This window comes from Streptomyces sp. NPDC094143, assembly GCF_040303825.1.
In the GTDB taxonomy this organism is placed as follows: Bacteria; Actinomycetota; Actinomycetes; order Streptomycetales; family Streptomycetaceae; genus Streptomyces.
Genome location: NZ_JBEOTZ010000009.1, coordinates 136,868 through 155,762, shown reverse-complemented (window position 1 = coordinate 155,762; position 18,895 = coordinate 136,868). Strand labels below are relative to the sequence as shown.

Here is an 18,895-nt window from a genome sequence, read left to right as displayed (position 1 = left end):
CTCTGCCTAACGTGCGGGGGTACGCGCGAGTGCCCACGGCCCCCGCACGAAGGTACGCGGGTCGGGCCCCCCGCGTGTCACTGCCGAGGCATAGACTTCGACGCTGTCCCCCAGACTGTCCGCAGCCTGTCGGACCCCATTCGACCCGTGTTCTTCCTGGAGGCCGCAGCCGTGTCAAAGCCGCCGTTCACGCACCTGCACGTCCACACCCAGTACTCGCTGCTGGACGGTGCCGCGCGGCTGAAGGACATGTTCGACGCGTGCAACGAGATGGGCATGACGCACATCGCCATGTCCGACCACGGCAACCTCCACGGGGCGTACGACTTCTACCACTCCGCGCAGAAGGCCGGGATCACCCCGATCATCGGGATCGAGGCCTATGTCGCGCCCGAGTCCCGCCGCAACAAGCGCAAGATCCAGTGGGGCCAGCCGCACCAGAAGCGGGACGACGTCTCCGGTTCCGGTGGTTACACCCACAAGACGATGTGGGCCGTGAACAAGACCGGTCTGCACAACCTCTTCCGGCTGTCCTCCGACGCCTACGCCGAGGGCTGGCTGCAGAAGTGGCCCCGGATGGACAAGGAGACCATCGCCCAGTGGTCCGAGGGCATCGTCGCCTCCACCGGCTGCCCCTCCGGCGAGGTCCAGACCCGGCTGCGCCTCGGTCACTTCGACGAGGCCCTCAAGGCCGCCGCCGACTACCAGGACATCTTCGGCAAGGACCGCTACTTCCTGGAGCTGATGGACCACGGCATCGAGATCGAGCACCGGGTCCGCGACGGCCTGCTGGAGATCGGCAGGAAGCTCGGCATCCCCCCGCTGGTGACCAACGACTCGCACTACACCTACGCGCACGAGGCGACCGCCCACGACGCGCTGCTGTGCATCCAGACCGGCAAGAACCTCTCCGACCCGGACCGCTTCAAGTTCGACGGCACCGGCTACTACCTGAAGTCCACGGACGAGATGTACGCCATCGACTCCTCGGACGCCTGGCAGGAGGGCTGCGCCAACACCCGGCTGATCGCCGAGATGGTCGACACCACGGGCATGTTCCAAAAGCGCGACCTCATGCCCAAGTTCGACATCCCCGAGGGGTACACGGAGGTCAGCTGGTTCCGCGAGGAAACCATGCGCGGCATGCACCGCCGCTTCCCGGACGGCATCCCGGACGACCGCATGAAGCAGGTCGAGTACGAGATGGACACCATCATCTCGATGGGCTTCCCGGGCTACTTCCTCGTGGTCGCCGACTTCATCATGTGGGCCAAGAAGCAGGGCATCGCCGTCGGCCCCGGCCGCGGCTCCGCGGCCGGCTCGATCGTCGCCTACGCCCTCGGCATCACCGACCTCGACCCCATCCCGCACGGCCTGATCTTCGAGCGGTTCCTCAACCCCGAGCGCATCTCCATGCCCGATGTCGACATCGACTTCGACGAGCGCCGGCGCGTCGAGGTGATCCGGTACGTGACGGAGAAGTACGGCGCCGACAAGGTCGCCATGATCGGCACGTACGGCACCATCAAGGCCAAGAACGCGATCAAGGACTCCGCGCGCGTGCTGGGCTACCCGTACGCGATGGGCGACCGCATCACCAAGGCCATGCCCGCCGACGTCCTCGGCAAGGGCATCAACCTGGACGGCATCACCGACCCGAACCACCCCCGCTACTCGGAGGCGGGCGAGGTCCGGGCGATGTACGAGAACGAACCGGACGTGAAGAAGGTCATCGACACCGCCAAGGGCGTCGAGGGCCTGGTGCGGCAGATGGGCGTGCACGCCGCCGGCGTGATCATGTCCAGCGAGACCATCACCGACCACGTGCCCGTCTGGGTCCGGCACACCGACGGCGTGACCATCACGCAGTGGGACTACCCGAGCTGTGAGTCGCTCGGCCTGCTGAAGATGGACTTCCTGGGCCTGCGCAACCTGACGATCATGGACGACGCCGTCAAGATGGTGAAGTCCAACAAGGGGATCGACATCGATCTCCTGAGCCTCCCGCTCGACGACCCGACGACCTTCGAACTGCTCCAGCGCGGAGACACCCTCGGCGTCTTCCAGTTCGACGGCGGGCCCATGCGCTCCCTGCTCCGGCTGATGAAGCCGGACAACTTCGAAGACATCTCCGCCGTGTCGGCCCTGTACCGCCCGGGCCCGATGGGCATGAACTCCCACACGAACTACGCGCTGCGCAAGAACGGCCAGCAGGAGATCACGCCCATCCACCCCGAGCTGGAGGAGCCGCTCAGGGAGGTCCTCGACGTCACCTACGGCCTGATCGTCTACCAGGAGCAGGTGCAGAAGGCGGCCCAGATCATCGCCGGCTACTCGCTCGGCGAGGCCGACATCCTCCGCCGCGTGATGGGCAAGAAGAAGCCCGAGGAACTGGCGAAGAACTTCGTCCTCTTCCAGGAGGGCGCCCGCAAGAAGGGCTACAGCGACGAAGCCATCCAGGCCCTGTGGGACGTGCTGGTCCCCTTCGCCGGCTACGCCTTCAACAAGGCGCACTCCGCCGCGTACGGACTCGTCTCGTACTGGACGGCCTACCTCAAGGCGAACCACCCCGCCGAGTACATGGCCGCGCTCCTGACGTCCGTGAAGGACGACAAGGACAAGTCGGCCGTCTACCTCAACGAGTGCCGCCGCATGGGCATCCGGGTGCTCCCGCCGAACGTCAACGAGTCGATGTCCAACTTCGCGGCCCAGGGCGACGACGTGATCCTCTTCGGCCTGTCCGCCGTCCGCAACGTCGGCACGAACGTGGTCGAGTCGATCATCCGCTGCCGCAAGGCCAAGGGGAAGTACACGTCCTTCCCGGACTACCTCGACAAGGTGGAGGCGGTGGTCTGCAACAAGCGCACCACCGAATCGCTGATCAAGGCCGGCGCCTTCGACTCCCTGGGCCACACCCGCAAGGGCCTCACCGCCCAGTACGAGCCGATGATCGACAACGTGGTCGCGGTCAAGCGCAAGGAGGCCGAGGGGCAGTTCGACCTCTTCGGCGGCATGGGCGAGGCCGAGACCAGCGAGCCGGGCTTCGGGCTCGACGTGGAGTTCTCCACCGACGAGTGGGACAAGACCTATCTGCTCGCCCAGGAGCGGGAGATGCTCGGTCTGTACGTCTCCGACCACCCGTTGTTCGGCCTGGAGCACATCCTGTCCGACAAGGCCGACGCGGGCATCTCCCAGCTGACCGGCGGTGAGCACGCGGACGGGGCGGTCGTCACCATCGGCGGCATCATCTCCGGCCTGCAGCGCAAGATGACCAAGCAGGGCAACGCCTGGGCGATCGCCACCGTGGAGGACCTCGCCGGCTCCATCGAGTGCATGTTCTTCCCCGCGACCTACCAGCTCGTCTCGACTCAACTCGTCGAGGACGCCGTGGTGTTCGTCAAGGGCCGCCTGGACAAGCGCGAGGACGTGCCGCGGCTGGTCGCGATGGAGCTGATGGTCCCGGACCTGTCCAACGCCGGCACCAACGCGCCCGTGGTCCTCACGATCCCGGCCACCCGGGTCACCCCGCCGCTGGTCAGCCGGCTCGGCGAGGTGCTCAGCCACCACAAGGGCGACAGCGAGGTCCGGATCAGGCTCCAGGGGCCGACCAAGACGACCGTGCTGCGCCTGGACCGGCACCGGGTCAAGCCCGACCCGGCGCTCTTCGGCGACCTGAAGGTGCTGCTCGGCCCGTCCTGCCTGGCGGGCTGACCGAGGCGCCGCGGGCGGCTCTTGACGCGCGTGAGGGGCGTACCCGGTACCTGGTACGCCCCTCACGCATGCGCGTGGGTCCAAAACCCGTCACACAGATGTCAGTTGTGGCCGAAGCTGCGCTTCCGCTTGCGGGAGGCCACGTCGCCGGGGGTCAGCTCGACCTCGGTCTGGGGCTCCGCCTGAGCCGCGGGGCTGCGGTCCGCCCGCTGCCCGCGCTCGGTCGGACGCTGCTGCTTACGGTCACGGTTCTTGTTCTTGGCCATGGTGATGCCTCCTGTGGGGGATCTAGGGGCCAGGGCCGGGACCAGATTCACACAGGCCGACAACGATCGCATGTCGGACAATTACCCTGCGTGACAGGGGGAGTCGGAGCGGGGCGCGGCGAAACGCCACGCCGAAGATCGAGTTCCGGCCGTTAACCTCCGCGCCGTCGGGCAGACTCGAAGGAAGCCCGAAACAAACCTCCCGGGAAGAGGGTGAGTCGCGTGGACCGCTGCATCGTCCTGGTGGACGCCGGGTATCTGCTGGGAGCCGCGGCGAGTCTCCTCGCCGGGGAGCCCTCGCGGTCCCGCATCACGGTCGACCACACAGCCCTCATCCAGGGGCTGCGTGAGCGTGCCGAATCCGACACACAGCAGCCGTTGCTGCGCATCTACTGGTTCGACGGCGCCCCCGACCGCGTCCCGCAGCCCGAACACCGCAGGCTGCGCGTGATGCCCCGGGTCACCGTCCGGCTCGGCGCCCTGACCCGCAGCGACGGCCGCTGGGCGCAGAAGGGCGTGGACGCCGCCATGCACGCCGAGCTGACCGAACTGGCCCGCAACCGCGCCTGCTCCGACGTCGTCCTGGTCACCGGCGACGGTGACCTGCTGCCGGGCATGATGGCCGCCAAGGAACACGGCGTCGCCGTCCACCTGTGGGCCGTCCAGGCCGCCGACGGCGACTACAACCAGTCCGAGGACCTGGTCGCCGAGGCCGACGAGCGCCGCGTCCTGGACCGCACGTGGATCACCAAGGCCGTCCGCGCCAAGGACTACTCGGGGGTGTGCGCCCCGCAGCCCGCGCCCCGGCCCGAGATCGCCGCGATCCTCTCCGCGCCGCTGCCCGACTCCGCCCTCGCCGCCCCGGCCGAGCGGTCCGCCCCGCAGCCCCCGCACCCGGTGCCCGGGCCCGGCCAGAACGGCGGCGAGGAACGGGTGCCCGCCGCCAAAGGGGTCCCCACGCCCAAAGACCTGGCCGCCCTGCGCGCCCCCGGCACCCAGCCCGCCCAGCCCCCCGCCTCCGCCACCCTGCGCTGGTCCTCCGACAAAGGCTGGGTCGACCGGCCCGCGGCCGAGCCCCCCGAGGCCGCCTCGATGCCGACGCTCGCCCAGCTGACCACCGCCGAGCAGCGCTGGGCCGACCGTGAGGAGGACATCACCACGGTCGGCGGCGACCCCTTCGAGGTGGGCCAGGTCTTCGCCCGGCGCTGGGTGGAACGCCTCGGCGACCAGAGCCACCTGCAGAAACTGTCCGGGATGTACCCGCGCATCCCGCACCGGGTCGACGGCGAGCTGCTGCGCTACGCCGCCCGGTTCGGCCTGCTCGCCCACAAGGACGACCAGATCGACGAACGCGACCGTTACGCCATCCGGGCCGGCTTCTGGAAGGAGATCGGCGTGCGCACGGGTGTGGAGCACGCCCCGGTCGGCGACTGAGGCTCTGCCGGCGGATTTCCCGCCGCGGGCCGACCCGAGAGCGGACCGGGGCCGCCGACCCCGTAGTCTCGTCCCTTGTGAGTAAGCGCGCGGCACAGGCATTTCGGCACGATGGCGACATCGTGTGCGCGGTGCGCGGGCTGACCAAGACCTATCCGGCGGTCCGGGGCCGGCGCGGCGCGCCCGCAACCCCCGAGGTCCGGGCCACGGACGACGTACGGCTGGAGATCCGCCGCGGCGAGATCTTCGGCCTGCTCGGCCCGAACGGCGCCGGCAAGTCCACCCTCGTACGGCAGCTCACCGGGCTGATGCGGCCCGACACCGGCAGTGTGGAGATCCTCGGGCACGACATCGTGCGCCACCCGGAGCGGGCCGCGCGCATCCTCGCCTACCTCGGCCAGGAGTCGACCGCCCTCGACGAACTGACCGTGTCGCTCGCCGCCGAGACCACCGGGCGGCTGCGCGGCCTGGACGTCCGGCGGGCGCGGGCCGAGCGGGACGCCGTCCTCGACGAACTCGGCCTCACACCCCTCGCGGGACGCCCGCTGAAGAAGCTCTCCGGCGGCCAGCGGCGGCTGGCGTGCTTCGCCGCCGCGCTGGTGGGGGAGCGGCCGCTGCTCGTGCTCGACGAGCCGACCACCGGCATGGACCCGGTGGCGCGGCGGGCCGTGTGGTCCGCGGTCGACCGGCGGCGGGCCGAGCACGGCACGACCGTGCTGCTCGTCACCCACAACGTCATCGAGGCCGAGACCGTGCTGGACCGGGTGGCCGTCCTGGACCGGGGGCGGGTGATCGCCTGCGACACGCCCGCCGGGCTCAAGGAACAGGTCGCCGGTGAGGTGCGGGTGGACCTGGTGTGGCGGGACACGGCTCCGCTGCACGTGCCCGAGGTGGCCGCGCTGCGGGACCGGGCCGTGGAGTCGGGCCGCCGCTGGACGCTCCGGCTCGGACCCGAGGAGGCCCGGACGGTCGTCGCGACCGTCACCGGAGGCGCCGCCTTCGCCGCCCTGGACGACTTCACGCTGGCCACGCCGAGCCTGGAGGACGTCTACCTGGCGCTGGGCGGTGCCGCGCAGCAGGGGCTGGTGAAGGCGTGAGGGACGTGAGGAACACCGAGGCCTTGAGTGCGTGGGCCGCCGCGTACGTACCGAACAGGGCGACTGCCGCAGTGGACCCGACGAAGGGGAGCAGCGCGACGTGAGTGTCGTACCCGCCGATGTCCTGCCGGGCAGTGCCCTGGCCGTGGAGGAGCCCGCCGCGGGCGCGGCCGAGCTCGGGCCCCGGGCGCGGCTGTGGCCGTCGCTGGCGGCCGTGTACCGGGCGCAGCTCTCCCGGGCGCGGGTCGCGCGGATCCCGCTGCTGTTCGTGGCGACCTTCCAGTCGATCGGCATCATGATCTTGATGCGCGGGGTCGTGGACGACGCGGCCGAGGCGCAGGCGGTCGTCGCCGGCTCGTCGGTCCTCGTGGTCGCCTTCGTCGCGCTGAACCTGCTGGCGCAGTACTTCGGGCAGCTGCGCGCCAGCGGCGGGCTCGACCACTACGCGACCCTGCCGGTGCCGCCCGCGGCGGTGGTGCTCGGCGCGGCGGGCGCGTACGCGTCCTTCACCGTGCCCGGGACGGTCGTGACGGCGGTGTTCGGCTGTGTGCTGTTCGGGCTGCCGCTGGCCCATCTGTGGATCCTCATGGCCGTGATCCCGCTGGCGGGCGCCGCGCTCGCCGGCCTCGGGGCCGCGCTGGGGCTGCTCGCGCCGCGGCCGGAGCTGGCCACGCTGCTCGGGCAGCTGGGCATGTCGGCGGCGCTGCTGCTGGGCGTGCTGCCGGCGGACCGGATGCCGGAGGCCGTGCGCTTCGCGCGGGACCTGCTGCCGTCGACGTACGGCGTGGAGGCGTTCGCGCGCACGTTCGGGGCGGACCCCGACTGGGCGTTCGTGCTCGGTGATCTCGCCGTCTGCGGTGGGGTGGGTGTCTTCTCGCTGGCCGTGGCGACCTGGGCGTACCGGCGGGCGGCCGTCCGGTGAGCGGGGAGGGGTCGTCCGGTGACGCGGCGCACAGGCGGGCCTGGCACGATGGCAGGGTGACCGCACCACTGACTCCGCCACCGCCACCGCACGACCGTTCCGCTCAGGGACCGTGGCAGCCGCCGGCCGGGGCGCCCGGGGCGTCCGGAGCTCCGGCTCCCGGCTCTCAGCAAGCCGAGTACGCCGAGTACACCGGGCACGGCTGGTACGGACAGGACGGCCCCGGGATGAGGACCGAAGTGCGCGAGGCCGGGCTGGTCGCCCTGGCCGTGGCGCTCGGCGGGGTGCTGCTGGGCGTGCTGTGGTGGTGGCTCGCGCCGCACGTGCCGCTGGTCGGGGACGTGACGGACGGGACCTGGGTCGTCTACCTCAAGGACACCGAAGGGGAGCAGGCCGTCGGGGTGGACGGGACGTTCACCCTGCTCGGGCTGGGCTTCGGCCTCGTGAGCGCGCTGGCGGTGTTCCTGCTGCGGCGGCGCGGGGGTGTGCCGCTGGTGGTGGGCCTGGCCGTCGGCGGGCTGCTCGGGTCGCTGCTGGCCTGGCGGGTCGGGGTGTGGCTCGGGCCCGCGGAGGACGTCGTCGCGCACGCCCGTGAGGTGGGGCGGGGCGTGACGTTCTCCGCGCCGCTGAAGCTGGGGGCGAAGGGGGCGCTGCTGGCGTGGCCGCTCGCCGCGCTGGTCGTGCATCTGGGGCTCACGGCGTTGTTCGGGCCCCGGGACCCCGAGCCGGAGTTCGAGCACGGGGCTTATCCGCCGCAGCCGGCAGGCTAGTGCTCGGCGTGGTGCCGAGCTCGGGGGCGTTGCCGAGCCCGGCGTAGGGGGGTGCCTCCTGCGCCCGGACTGCCCGCGGGCTACACGCGGCCGATCGGCGCCAGCACCGCCCCCGTCAGTTTCGCCAGGGTCTGCGGGGCCAGTTCCACCTCTAGGCCTCTCCTGCCCGCCGACACGCAGATGGTGGCGTGGGCCGACGCCGACGCGTCCAGGACCGTCGGGAGCTTCTTGCGCTGGCCCAGCGGTGAGATGCCGCCCCGGACGTAGCCCGTCGTGCGTTCCGCCAGGGTCGGGTCGGCCATCGTCGCGCGTTTGCCGCCGACCGCCGCCGCCAGGGCCTTCAGGTCCAGCTGGCCCGCCACCGGCACCACGGCGACCGTCAGGGCGCCGTCGACGTCCGCGACCAGGGTCTTGAAGACGCGGTCGGGGGAGACGCCCATCGCCTCGGCCGCCTCCTCGCCGTAGGAGGGGTGCGCGGGGTCGTGGTCGTAGGAGTGGACCGTGTACTCCGCTCCCGCCGCCGTGAGGGCCACCGTCGCGGGGGTGCCGCCGGACTGCTGCTTCTTCGACTTCTTCGCCATCCCGGTCCGCTTCAGTTGAGACTCGTCGGGCTCCGCGTCAGGTCCGACGCGGGCAACGACGGCAGACTACGGATGATCGCCGTCTCGGAGCGAAGGAGTTTCAGCTCGTCGCGCAGCCGGGAGGCCGTGTCGGGGGCCTGGAGCAGGCGCTGCTTGGTCGGGGTGTCCAGCATCATCGCCGCCGCCACCAGGTACGACACCACGCCCGGCTCGTCGGGCAGGTCGGCGCCGGTCGTCAGGGAGCGTTCCCGCGCTCCGGCCAGTCGCTTCTGGTACTGCCGGAAGGACCGCAGCACCCCCTCCGCCAGGGGGGCCGCCTCGTCGCCGGGCTGCTCCGTGAGCGTCTCCAGCTCGGCCGTCAGGAACGGGCCGGACGCCTCGACCGACAGCAGCTTCACCCGGGTCGTGCCCGTCGCCAGCACCTCGAAGGAGCCGTCGGTGCGCTCCCGGATCGTCGCCGCGTCCGCGATGCAGCCCACCTTGTGGAAGGCATTGGCCGGGTCCGTGCCGAAGCCGGCCCCGGGTCCCCGCTCGGGCAGGGCCGTCGGGTCGGGCATGCCGGGCGCGCTCGGGGCCACCTCGTGGCCGTCGCGGATCGCCACGACGGCGAACCGGCGCGGCTCGTCCTCCGGGGTCTTCAGCAACTCGCGCATCATGGCGCGGTACCGCTCCTCGAAGACGCTGAGCGGGAGCACGAGCCCCGGGAACAGCACCGAGTTCAGGGGGAAGAGGGGGAGCCGGACGGTGGTCACGACGCAAGAGCCTAATGGTCGCCGGTGCGGTCTCGTCCGCCGCGTTCACTCCGTGGATGCCCGGACGGCTGCCCGGCCGCCGCGGACCGGATCTCGTCCCGCACCGCCAGGAAGTGCCCGAGCGGGTCGTCCGACCCCCGGTCCCAGGGGAACGAGGTGGCGTACGGGCCGTTCAGGCGCAGCTGCTCGGCCGCGTCCGGCCAGCGCTCCAGGCGCACCAGGACGTAGATAAGCAGGTTCCGCATCCGGGCGGGCCAGGGGTCGGCCGCCGGGAGCAGCGGGGACAGCGCGATCGCCCGGTCGGCGGCCGCGTCCAGTCGCTCGCGCGGCACCTCGGGCCCGCAGTCGCCGGGTCCGCAGTCGTCGGTGAGGTAGCCGAAGGCCGCCCGCAGCGGGAGCGCCTGGACGAGCGCGTCGGCGGGGGCGTCCTGCGCGGCCCGGTCGGCGAAGTCGAAGCACTCGCGGTGGGAGCCGTGCCAGGAGGTGGCCAGGTAGCGCAGGGCCGCCACGTGGCAGCCGTGGTGGTGCGGGGCGCGCCGGACGGCCGCCGCCCACAGCTCCTCGAAGTACTTGTGCCCGGCCTGGGCGCCCCGCGCGTGGTCGAGCGCGAGCCGCCACGGCACCGGGTCCCGCTGGTCGCCCCGCGCCGCGGCCGTGATCAGCGGGCTCACCTCGCGCAGCAGTTCGGCCCGGGCCGGTGACCGCCAGGCCCGGTCCACCGCCAGCTGGGCCCCGACCAGCAGCGCGTCCGGGTCCTGCGGGGCGGTGGCGAGCCAGGCGTCCAGCCACTCGGGGCGCGAGCGCGCGAAGGCGGCCAGGCGGGTCACGTACCGGTCGCGCCGCTCCCACTCGGCGACCACGCGCGTGGCCAGGAGCAGGCCGGCGGCGGGCCCGTGATCGCCACGGGCGGCGGCGACCAGCGCCGGGCTCAGCCGGGCGTCGGGCGCGTCGAGCAGCACCTCGTCGTCGGGGCCGAGTCCGCCGACGGGGTGGGGGGCGGTCCTTGTCATCCGGCTCGGGCGGATGAACGGCAGCTGCATGGCCATGGTGCCGACCATTGAAAGTCCGCTGGTCATGACGGCGCCAGATCGTTCCGGGAAGTCGCGGAAAGTTGTACGACGCCGGGTAAAGAGAAGGTAAAGGCGTGGCAGTGCGGCAACGCCGGTCACATCCGCACCATCAGTTGCGCCGCAGCAGCCGGGTCGCCCCCGCCGCGACCGTCGTCGCCAGGACCCAGCCCAGCAGGATCATCGCCGTCGCCAGCCACTGCCAGCCCCCGCGCAACTGCCAGAAGCCCACCTGGCCCAGGTCGATGACCGGCAGCAGCAGATCGAGGCTGAACAGGACGGGGTCCCACTCGGGGTGCTCGCCGCGCTTCATGGGCGGATGACCCGCTCGGGAGAAGGCGAACGAGCCCGCCGCCCACAGCACCCCCATCCACACCGCGGCCCGGCCCGGCCGGTACCCGTAGGCCACCGTCCAGTCCTGCGCGTACCCCCACAGCTTGGCGGCGAGCGGCAGGCTCTCGCGGTGCCGGCGCTGCTTGGCGAGCAGCACCTCCCGGGCGTCCTCGTCCTCCCCGCCGGCCCGCAGCACGGCGGCGAGCCGCTCGTACGGCTCCGGGTTGTACTCGGCGGTCGCCGCCGCCACCCAGTCCAGCCGCTCGGCCAGCGGGAACGGCCCGCGCGGCACGAGGTTCTCGTAGGTGAAGCCGCCCATGTGCAGTCGTCCCGGGCCGGGCCAGGCGTCGGCCCGGTCCATCAGGTTGACGATCCTCGCCCCGGAGAGCACCACCCGGCCGCGCGCCGGCTGCTCCCCGAGGAACCGCAGCTCCGGTGTCTGCACCCGGCGCAGCGACAGCTCCTGGTCGTCGCCGAGGGTGAACCTGGCCTGCTCGAAGTCGACGGCGTCACCGAACCGCCCGTCGTCCAGCCGGATCCCGCCCTCGCACGCGAACCGCTGGATCCGCGTGCCCTGGGCCGGGGTCATCCCGCTCATCGCCTGCGCGCCGACACCCGCGGGGGTCAGGTACAGGCTGCGCTCGACGGTCAGCTGCGGGGCGTTCAGCGCGAGCCGCGCGTACGGGTTGGCCAGGTGCGCGCCGCGCAGGCTCAGCGACACGCCGATGGTGGCGGCGCGCAGACTCAGCTCGCCGTGCGACTCCAGCAGCTCGGCCTGTAAGTCCTGGCCGACGGTCAGGCCGTCCGCGGCGACCGACCGGCCGCTGCGGTCCCGGTGCACGATCGCCTGGTTGAGCATCAGGTCCGTGCCGATCTGCGCGTCGGTCAGCCGGATGCCGCGGTGGAAGCGGCAGCGCGGCAGGTGCATGTCGCCCTCGGTCTGCACCCGGGCGGCCTCCAGCCGGGGCACCGAGCAGTCCACCAGCCGCACGGTCGTGAAGCGGGCCTCCGGCAGCAGCACGTCCTGCTCGAACCGGCACCGGCGCATCTCGACGTACGGCGTCACCGTGCCGCCCGCGAGGTCCAGGGAGCCGCTGATGTGCACGCCGGCCAGCTTCAGCGAGGCCACGCGGCCGGCCAGGGCGGGCGGTCCGTCGAGCAGCAGCCAGCACACGATCCGGGCCCGCACGGTCCGCTCCTCGCCCCACGGGTGGCCGCCGTGCGGGTCGTCGACCACGGTGTCGCCGCTGCTCAGGTCGTACACGCTGCCGTTGCGGAAGGCCTGCCACATGCCGGCCTCGGCCGCGGTCAGGTCGTCGGGCAGCTCTCCGGCGCGCGGGCCGGCCCCGTCGGTCACAGTGCTTCCCTTCCTCCCCGGGTACTCGCCGGTTGGGTTCTTCGTACAACTGTTCATGCCCGCTGCGTGACACGCCGAAAGCACTCAGTGACGGAGATCTTCCGTCTTCCTGCGACGTTCCGTATCAGCCACTGATACGCGCGGACGGCGCCTCACCCGGGTCTGAGAGAATTGAGCACGTGATCTCCCGAATCGATCTGCGCGGCGACGCCCTGCCCGAGGGCCCCGCCCTGCGTGACCTGCTGCCCCGAGCCGACTTCGACGTACAGGCCGCCCTGGAGAAGGTGCGTCCCATCTGCGAGGACGTGCATCATCGGGGCGACGCGGCGCTGATCGACGCCGCCGAGCGGTTCGACGGGGTCAGGCTCGACCAGGTGCGGGTCCCGGCCGCCGCGCTCACGCGCGCGCTGGAGGAGCTGGACCCGGCCGTGCGCGCGGCCCTGGAGGAGTCCGTCCGCCGCGCCCGCACCGTCCACCGCGCGCAGCGCCGCAGCACCCACACCACCCAGGTCGTGCCCGGCGGCACGGTGACCGAGAAGTGGGTTCCGGTCGAGCGCGTCGGGCTGTACGCGCCCGGCGGCCGGTCCGTGTACCCGTCGTCCGTGATCATGAACGTGGTGCCCGCGCAGGAGGCCGGTGTCGAGTCCATCGCGCTCGCCTCGCCCGCGCAGGCCGACTTCGGGGGCCTGCCGCACCCGACCATCCTGGCCGCCTGCGCCCTGCTCGGCGTCGACGAGGTCTACGCGGCCGGCGGCGCCACGGCCGTCGCGATGTTCGCCTACGGCACCGAGTCCTGCGCGCCCGCGAACATGGTCACCGGCCCCGGCAACATCTGGGTGGCCGCCGCCAAGCGCTACTTCACCGGCAAGATCGGCATCGACGCCGAGGCCGGCCCGACCGAGATCGCGGTCCTCGCCGACGACACGGCCGACCCGGTGCACGTCGCCTCCGACCTGATCAGCCAGGCCGAGCACGATCCGCTGGCCGCCGCCGTCCTGGTCACCGACTCCGTCGACCTCGCCGACGCCGTCGAGAAGGAGCTGGAGCCGCAGGTCGCCGCGACCCGGCACGTCGAGGACCGGATCGTGCCCGCCCTCAAGGGCAGGCAGTCCGCGATCGTCCTGGTCGACGGCATCGACGAGGGCCTGAGGGTGGTCGACGCCTACGGCGCCGAGCACCTGGAGATCCAGACCGCCGACGCCGCCGCGGTGGCCGACCGGGTCAGGAACGCCGGGGCGGTCTTCATCGGACCCTGGGCGCCCGTGTCGCTGGGCGACTACGCGGCCGGGTCCAACCACGTCCTGCCCACCGGCGGCTGCGCCTGCCACTCCTCGGGCCTGTCGGTCCAGTCCTTCCTGCGCGGCATCCACATCGTGGACTACACGCGCGAGGCGCTGGCCGACGTCGCGCACCACGTGGTCACGCTGGCCGAGGCGGAGGACCTGCCGGCCCACGGCGCGGCGATCAAGGCGAGGTTCGACTGGAAGGTTCCGCAGGGCAAGTGAGCGACGTACGCATCGACGACCTCCCCGTACGGGACGAGCTGCGCGGCGAGTCCCCCTACGGCGCGCCCCAGCTGGACGTGCCCGTACGGCTGAACACCAACGAGAACCCCTACCCGCTGCCCGAGCCGCTCGTCGAGCGGATCGCCGAGCGGGTCCGTGACGTGGCCCGCGACCTCAACCGCTACCCGGACCGGGACGCGGTCGAACTGCGCACGCAGCTGGCGCAGTACCTCACGGACACCTCCGGCCACGAGGTCGGGGTGGCCAACGTCTGGGCGGCCAACGGCTCCAACGAGGTCATCCAGCAGCTGCTGCAGACCTTCGGCGGGCCGGGCCGCACCGCGATCGGCTTCGAGCCGTCGTACTCGATGCACGCGCTCATCGCGCGCGGCACGGGCACGGGCTGGATCTCCGGGCCGCGCGGCGAGGACTTCACGATCGACCTCGCCGCCGCCGAGAAGGCGATCGCCGAGCACGAGCCGGACGTCGTCTTCATCACCACCCCCAACAACCCCACGGGCAACGCGGTCCCGCGCGAGACGGTCCTCGCGCTGTACGAGGCCGCGCAGGCGGCGAAGCCGTCGATGGTGGTCGTGGACGAGGCGTACATCGAGTTCAGTCACGGCGACTCGCTGCTGCCGCTGCTCGACGGGCGCCCCCACCTCGTCATCTCCCGCACGATGTCGAAGGCGTTCGGCGCGGCGGGCCTGCGCCTGGGCTACCTCGCCGCACACCCGGCCGTCGTCGACGCCGTGCAGCTCGTGCGGCTGCCGTACCACCTGTCGGCCGTCACCCAGGCGACCGCCCTGGCCGCCCTGGAGCACACCGACACGCTGCTCGGCTACGTCGAGCAGCTCAAGGCCGAGCGCGACCGCCTGGTCGCCGAGCTGCGCGCGACCGGCTACGAGGTCGTCCAGTCCGACGCCAACTTCGTGCAGTTCGGGCGGTTCGACGGCGAGGGCGGCGCGCAGGCGGCCTGGCGGAAGATCCTCGACCGGGGTGTCCTGGTCCGGGACAACGGCATCCCCGGATGGCTGCGAGTGTCCGCCGGAACCCCCGAAGAGAACGACGCGTTCCTCGACGCGGTCCGTGAACTGAAGAAGGAGCAGAGCACATGAGCCGCGTGGGACGCGTGGAGCGAGTCACCAAGGAGACGTCGGTGCTCGTCGAGATAGACCTCGACGGGGCCGGAAAGGTCGACGTGTCGACAGGCGTCGGCTTCTACGACCACATGCTCGACCAGCTCGGCCGGCACGGTCTGTTCGACCTCACCGTGAAGACCGAGGGCGATCTGCACATCGACTCGCACCACACCATCGAGGACACCGCCCTCGCCCTGGGTGCCGCCTTCAAGCAGGCCCTCGGCGACAAGGTCGGCATCTACCGCTTCGGCAACTGCACGGTCCCGCTGGACGAGTCGCTCGCCCAGGTCACCGTCGACCTGTCGGGCCGCCCGTACCTGGTGCACACCGAGCCCGAGAACATGGCGCCGATGATCGGCGAGTACGACACCACCATGACCCGGCACATCCTGGAGTCCTTCGTGGCCCAGGCGCAGATCGCCCTGCACGTGCACGTGCCCTACGGGCGCAACGCGCACCACATCGTGGAGTGCCAGTTCAAGGCGCTCGCCCGGGCCCTGCGCTACGCCTCCGAGCGCGACCCGCGCGCGGCCGGCATCCTCCCCTCCACGAAGGGCGCCCTGTGAACGGCATCTCGACCCTGCTGATCGTCGTCGGCCTGTTCCTCGTCGGCGGCATCTACTCCTTCGTCAAGCAGAAGATGCCCAAGGGCCTGATCGCCCTGTTGTCGATCGGCGCGGCCATGTGCCTGGTGGCCGGTGTCGTCAGGCTGGAGGTGTGGAATTGAGCGCCCCCCGCAAGAACGTGGTCGTCTTCGACTACGGCTTCGGCAACGTCCGCTCCGCCGAGCGCGCCCTCGCCCGCGCCGGGGCCGACGTCGAGATCACGCGTGACTACGACAAGGCCCTGAACGCCGACGGCCTGCTCGTGCCCGGCGTCGGCGCCTTCGCCGCCTGCATGACGGGCCTGCGCGAGGCGCGCGGCGACTGGATCGTCGACCGCCGGCTGTCCGGCGGCCGCCCCGTGATGGGCATCTGCGTCGGCATGCAGATCCTCTTCGCGCGAGGCATCGAGCACGGCGTGGAGAGCGAGGGCCTCGACGAGTGGCCCGGCTCGGTCGAGCCCCTGCAGGCCGAGGTCGTGCCCCACATGGGCTGGAACACCGTGGACGCGGCGCCCGGCTCGCGGCTCTTCGCCGGTCTCGACCCCGACGCGCGCTTCTACTTCGTGCACTCCTACGCCGTCCACGACTGGTCGCTGGAGACGCACAACCCGGCCATCGAGGCACCGAAGGTCACCTGGTCCACCCACGGCAAGCCGTTCGTCGCGGCCGTCGAGAACGGCGCCCTGTGGGCCACCCAGTTCCACCCCGAGAAGTCCGGCGACGCCGGAGCCCAGCTCCTCACCAACTGGATCGGAACCCTGTGAGCAAGCTCGAACTCCTCCCCGCCGTCGACGTCCGCGACGGCCAGGCGGTGCGCCTGGTGCACGGCGAGTCCGGCACGGAGACCTCCTACGGCTCCCCGCTGGAGGCCGCCCTGGCCTGGCAGCGCTCCGGCGCCGAGTGGCTGCACCTGGTCGACCTGGACGCCGCGTTCGGCACCGGCGACAACCGTGAGCTGATCGCCGAGGTCGCGGGGGCGATGGACATCAAGGTCGAACTGTCCGGCGGCATCCGCGACGACGACACCCTCGCCGCCGCCCTCGCCACCGGCTGCACCCGCGTGAACCTGGGCACGGCCGCCCTGGAGACCCCCGAGTGGGTCGCCAGGGTCATCGCCGAGCACGGCGACAAGATCGCCGTCGGCCTGGACGTGCGGGGCACCACCCTGCGCGGCCGCGGCTGGACCCGCGACGGCGGCGACCTCTACGAGACGCTGGAGCGCCTGAACAAGGAGGGCTGCGCCCGCTACGTCGTCACCGACATCGCCAAGGACGGCACGCTCCAGGGCCCCAACCTGGAGCTGCTGAAGAACGTCTGCGCGGCCACCGACCGCCCGGTCGTGGCCTCCGGCGGCGTCTCCTCGCTCGACGACCTCCGCGCGATCGCCGAGCTGGTCCCGCTCGGTGTCGAGGGCGCGATCGTAGGGAAGGCGCTGTACGCAAAGGCGTTCACCCTGGAAGAGGCCTTGGAGGCTGTGTCGTCATGAGCGGTGCCGTACGGCGGGTGCAGAGCGGAAGCCCCTGGGAAGAGTCCTTCGGTTTTGCACGCGCCGTGGCGGCGGGCGACCGCGTGCTCGTCGCGGGCACGACCGCCTTCAAGGGAGATGTGCTCTACGGCGAGGGCGACCCGTACGAGCAGGCCAAGGTGGCTTTCACCACCGCCCTGGAGGCGATCGGCGAGTTCGGGCTCTCCATCGACTCCGTGGTCCGCACCCGGGTGTACCTGGCCCACGCCCGGGACGTGGACGCGGTGGGACGGGCCCACCAGGAGATGTTCGACGCCGTACGCCCGGTCACGACCCTGCTGGTCGTGCAGGGCTTCATCGACTCCCGGGTCCTGGTGTCGGTGGAAGTGGAAGCATTCAGAGGCACCCCCTCACAGGAACACTAGAGGAGCACGATTCATGACCCTGGCGGTCCGAGTCATCCCCTGCCTGGACGTGGACAACGGCCGGGTCGTCAAGGGCGTCAACTTCCAGAACCTGCGCGACGCGGGCGACCCCGTCGAGATGGCCAAGGTGTACGACGCCGAGGGCGCCGACGAGCTGACGTTCCTGGACATCACCGCCTCGTCGGGCAACCGTGAGACGACCTACGACGTGGTGCGCCGCACGGCCGAGCAGGTGTTCATCCCGCTCACCGTCGGCGGCGGCGTGCGCACCGCCGAGGACGTCGACAAGCTGCTGCGGGCGGGCGCGGACAAGGTCGGCGTCAACACGGCCGCCATCGCCCGCCCCGAGCTGATCCGCGAGATCGCCGAGCGCTTCGGCCGCCAGGTCCTGGTCCTGTCCGTGGACGCCCGCCGCACCGAGGCCGGCTCCTTCGAGGTGACCACCCACGGCGGCCGTCGCGGCACCGGCATCGACGCCGTCGAGTGGGCCCACCGGGCCGCCGAGCTGGGCGCCGGCGAGATCCTGCTCAACTCCATGGACGCCGACGGCACCAAGGACGGTTACGACCTGGAGATGATCCGCGCCGTGCGCAAGCACGTCACCGTCCCGGTCATCGCCTCGGGCGGCGCGGGCACGCTGGCCCACTTCCCGCCGGCCGTCGAGGCGGGCGCGGACGCGGTCCTGGCCGCCTCGGTGTTCCACTTCGGCGACCTGCGCATCGGCGAGGTGAAGCAGACCCTGCGGGAGGCGGGCCACCCGGTGCGGTGACGCCCGACGCGCACAGCCCCGGCCGCCCCGCGCGTCCGGGGCTCGCGCCCGCTCAGATGCCGAGCTGCTTGGTCTCGTGCAGCTTCGCGATCGCGTTCTCGTCGCCGTCCAGGTCGACCTTGGCCGCGCTCTGCCGGCCGTAGCAGAACAACACCAGTTCCGACGGCTCGCCCGTCACCGTCACGACCGGGGTGCCGCGGTGGGCGACCGCCGTCTGGCCGTCGGGGCGGCGCAGGACCAGGCCCGTCGGCACGCCGCGGCCCATCAGGCGGGCCGTGCGCTCCAGACGGGACCACAGGGCGTCCTGGAAGACCGGGTCGAGCTCGCGCGGGGACCAGTCGGGCTGGGCGCGGCGCACGTCCTCGGCGTGGACGTAGAACTCGACGATGTTCGACGCCTCGTCGACCGGCTTGAGCGAGAAGGGCGAGAACCGCGGCGGGCCGGTGCGGATCAGCTGGATCAGCTCCTCGTACGGCTTGTCCGTGTACTCCGCCATCACCCGGTCCAGGCGCGAGGCGAGCTGTTTGATCAGTATCCCGCCGGCCGCGTCCGGGCGGCGCTCGCGCACCACCACGTGCGCGGCGAGGTCCCGGGTGGTCCAGCCCTCGCACAGAGTGGGCGCGTCCGGGCCCGCGGTCTCCAACAGGTCGGCGAGGAGAAGTCGTTCACGCTTGGCATGGGTCGACATGCCGCCA

Annotated in this window: 19 protein-coding genes; 13 read left to right on the top strand and 6 right to left on the bottom strand. The window is 71.9% G+C overall.

All coding sequences use genetic code 11. The features are described from left to right. The first annotated feature begins 171 nt into the window (after window positions 1–171). A complete protein-coding gene (dnaE, locus tag ABTZ58_RS14765; RefSeq protein ID WP_351355400.1) occupies window positions 172–3,711 on the top strand; it encodes a DNA polymerase III subunit alpha in 3,540 nt (1,179 codons plus the stop codon). 101 nt (window positions 3,712–3,812) lie between these two features. Here the strand turns inward: dnaE and ABTZ58_RS14760 are convergent, their stop codons facing one another. Continuing rightward, the gene (locus tag ABTZ58_RS14760) at window positions 3,813–3,977 is read right to left on the bottom strand and encodes a hypothetical protein (protein ID WP_309094022.1); all 165 of its coding nucleotides are present in this window, start codon (window positions 3,975–3,977) and stop codon (window positions 3,813–3,815) included. A 222-nt stretch (window positions 3,978–4,199) separates the two neighbouring features. On the opposite strand from ABTZ58_RS14760, the gene ABTZ58_RS14755 reads away from it, so the two are divergent. From ABTZ58_RS14755 to ABTZ58_RS14740, 4 genes are all read left to right on the top strand, one after another. Continuing rightward, entirely contained in the window at window positions 4,200–5,411 is a 1,212-nt protein-coding gene (locus tag ABTZ58_RS14755; RefSeq protein ID WP_351355397.1) for an NYN domain-containing protein, read from the top strand. A 122-nt stretch (window positions 5,412–5,533) separates the two neighbouring features. Further along, window positions 5,534–6,508, top strand: coding sequence for an ABC transporter ATP-binding protein (locus ABTZ58_RS14750; RefSeq protein ID WP_351355638.1), 975 nt, complete (start codon window positions 5,534–5,536; stop codon window positions 6,506–6,508). Between the two features lie 100 nt (window positions 6,509–6,608). Next, on the top strand, window positions 6,609–7,430 hold the full coding sequence (locus ABTZ58_RS14745; RefSeq protein WP_351355394.1) for an ABC transporter permease: 822 nt from the start codon (window positions 6,609–6,611) through the stop codon (window positions 7,428–7,430). Between the two features lie 56 nt (window positions 7,431–7,486). Continuing rightward, complete coding sequence (locus ABTZ58_RS14740) at window positions 7,487–8,200, top strand: AAA family ATPase (protein WP_351355391.1); 714 nt, start codon at window positions 7,487–7,489, stop codon at window positions 8,198–8,200. Window positions 8,201–8,280: 80 nt separating this feature from the next. Here ABTZ58_RS14740 and ybaK read toward each other — a convergent pair whose 3' ends face one another. The 4 genes from ybaK to ABTZ58_RS14720 all read right to left on the bottom strand — a co-directional run bounded on the left by ybaK (window position 8,281) and on the right by ABTZ58_RS14720 (window position 12,290). Then, window positions 8,281–8,781 carry a Cys-tRNA(Pro) deacylase gene (gene ybaK, locus ABTZ58_RS14735; protein ID WP_309094018.1) on the bottom strand — a complete coding sequence of 167 codons (501 nt, stop codon included), beginning with the start codon at window positions 8,779–8,781 and terminating at the stop codon, window positions 8,281–8,283. Between the two features lie 11 nt (window positions 8,782–8,792). Next, window positions 8,793–9,533 (bottom strand): LON peptidase substrate-binding domain-containing protein, encoded by a 741-nt coding sequence (locus tag ABTZ58_RS14730; RefSeq protein ID WP_351355388.1) that lies wholly within the window; start codon window positions 9,531–9,533, stop codon window positions 8,793–8,795. Window positions 9,534–9,544: 11 nt separating this feature from the next. After that, window positions 9,545–10,591 carry a hypothetical protein gene (locus tag ABTZ58_RS14725; RefSeq protein ID WP_351355635.1) on the bottom strand — a complete coding sequence of 349 codons (1,047 nt, stop codon included), beginning with the start codon at window positions 10,589–10,591 and terminating at the stop codon, window positions 9,545–9,547. 121 nt (window positions 10,592–10,712) lie between these two features. Next, a complete protein-coding gene (locus ABTZ58_RS14720) occupies window positions 10,713–12,290 on the bottom strand; it encodes an oxidoreductase (protein ID WP_351355385.1) in 1,578 nt (525 codons plus the stop codon). A gap of 179 nt (window positions 12,291–12,469) precedes the next feature. Here ABTZ58_RS14720 and hisD point away from each other — a divergent pair, with 179 nt between their 5' ends. Genes hisD through hisF form a run of 8 tightly spaced genes read left to right on the top strand, consistent with a single transcriptional unit; the run spans window position 12,470 to window position 18,200 of the window. Further along, entirely contained in the window at window positions 12,470–13,795 is a 1,326-nt protein-coding gene (gene hisD, locus ABTZ58_RS14715) for a histidinol dehydrogenase (protein WP_351355382.1), read from the top strand. Next, on the top strand, window positions 13,792–14,913 hold the full coding sequence (locus tag ABTZ58_RS14710) for a histidinol-phosphate transaminase (protein ID WP_351355379.1): 1,122 nt from the start codon (window positions 13,792–13,794) through the stop codon (window positions 14,911–14,913). Before hisD ends, ABTZ58_RS14710 begins: the two co-directional genes overlap by 4 nt. Next, window positions 14,910–15,503, top strand: coding sequence for an imidazoleglycerol-phosphate dehydratase HisB (hisB, locus tag ABTZ58_RS14705; RefSeq protein WP_351355376.1), 594 nt, complete (start codon window positions 14,910–14,912; stop codon window positions 15,501–15,503). The genes ABTZ58_RS14710 and hisB overlap by 4 nt, the downstream gene beginning before the upstream one ends. Then, window positions 15,500–15,664: a CG2302 family histidine operon protein gene (locus ABTZ58_RS14700; RefSeq protein ID WP_351355373.1), complete on the top strand. Its 165-nt coding sequence runs from the start codon at window positions 15,500–15,502 to the stop codon at window positions 15,662–15,664. The genes hisB and ABTZ58_RS14700 overlap by 4 nt, the downstream gene beginning before the upstream one ends. Continuing rightward, entirely contained in the window at window positions 15,661–16,305 is a 645-nt protein-coding gene (gene hisH / locus ABTZ58_RS14695; RefSeq protein ID WP_502996071.1) for an imidazole glycerol phosphate synthase subunit HisH, read from the top strand. Before ABTZ58_RS14700 ends, hisH begins: the two co-directional genes overlap by 4 nt. Further along, window positions 16,302–17,027, top strand: coding sequence for a bifunctional 1-(5-phosphoribosyl)-5-((5-phosphoribosylamino)methylideneamino)imidazole-4-carboxamide isomerase/phosphoribosylanthranilate isomerase PriA (gene priA, locus ABTZ58_RS14690; protein WP_309094012.1), 726 nt, complete (start codon window positions 16,302–16,304; stop codon window positions 17,025–17,027). The genes hisH and priA overlap by 4 nt, the downstream gene beginning before the upstream one ends. After that, on the top strand, window positions 17,024–17,431 hold the full coding sequence (locus tag ABTZ58_RS14685; RefSeq protein ID WP_351355366.1) for a RidA family protein: 408 nt from the start codon (window positions 17,024–17,026) through the stop codon (window positions 17,429–17,431). The genes priA and ABTZ58_RS14685 overlap by 4 nt, the downstream gene beginning before the upstream one ends. Before the next feature lie 13 nt (window positions 17,432–17,444). Then, window positions 17,445–18,200 carry an imidazole glycerol phosphate synthase subunit HisF gene (gene hisF / locus ABTZ58_RS14680; RefSeq protein WP_351355364.1) on the top strand — a complete coding sequence of 252 codons (756 nt, stop codon included), beginning with the start codon at window positions 17,445–17,447 and terminating at the stop codon, window positions 18,198–18,200. 52 nt (window positions 18,201–18,252) lie between these two features. Here the strand turns inward: hisF and ABTZ58_RS14675 are convergent, their stop codons facing one another. Further along, a complete protein-coding gene (locus ABTZ58_RS14675) occupies window positions 18,253–18,888 on the bottom strand; it encodes a TIGR03085 family metal-binding protein (protein ID WP_351355362.1) in 636 nt (211 codons plus the stop codon). Window positions 18,889–18,895: the final 7 nt, after the last annotated feature.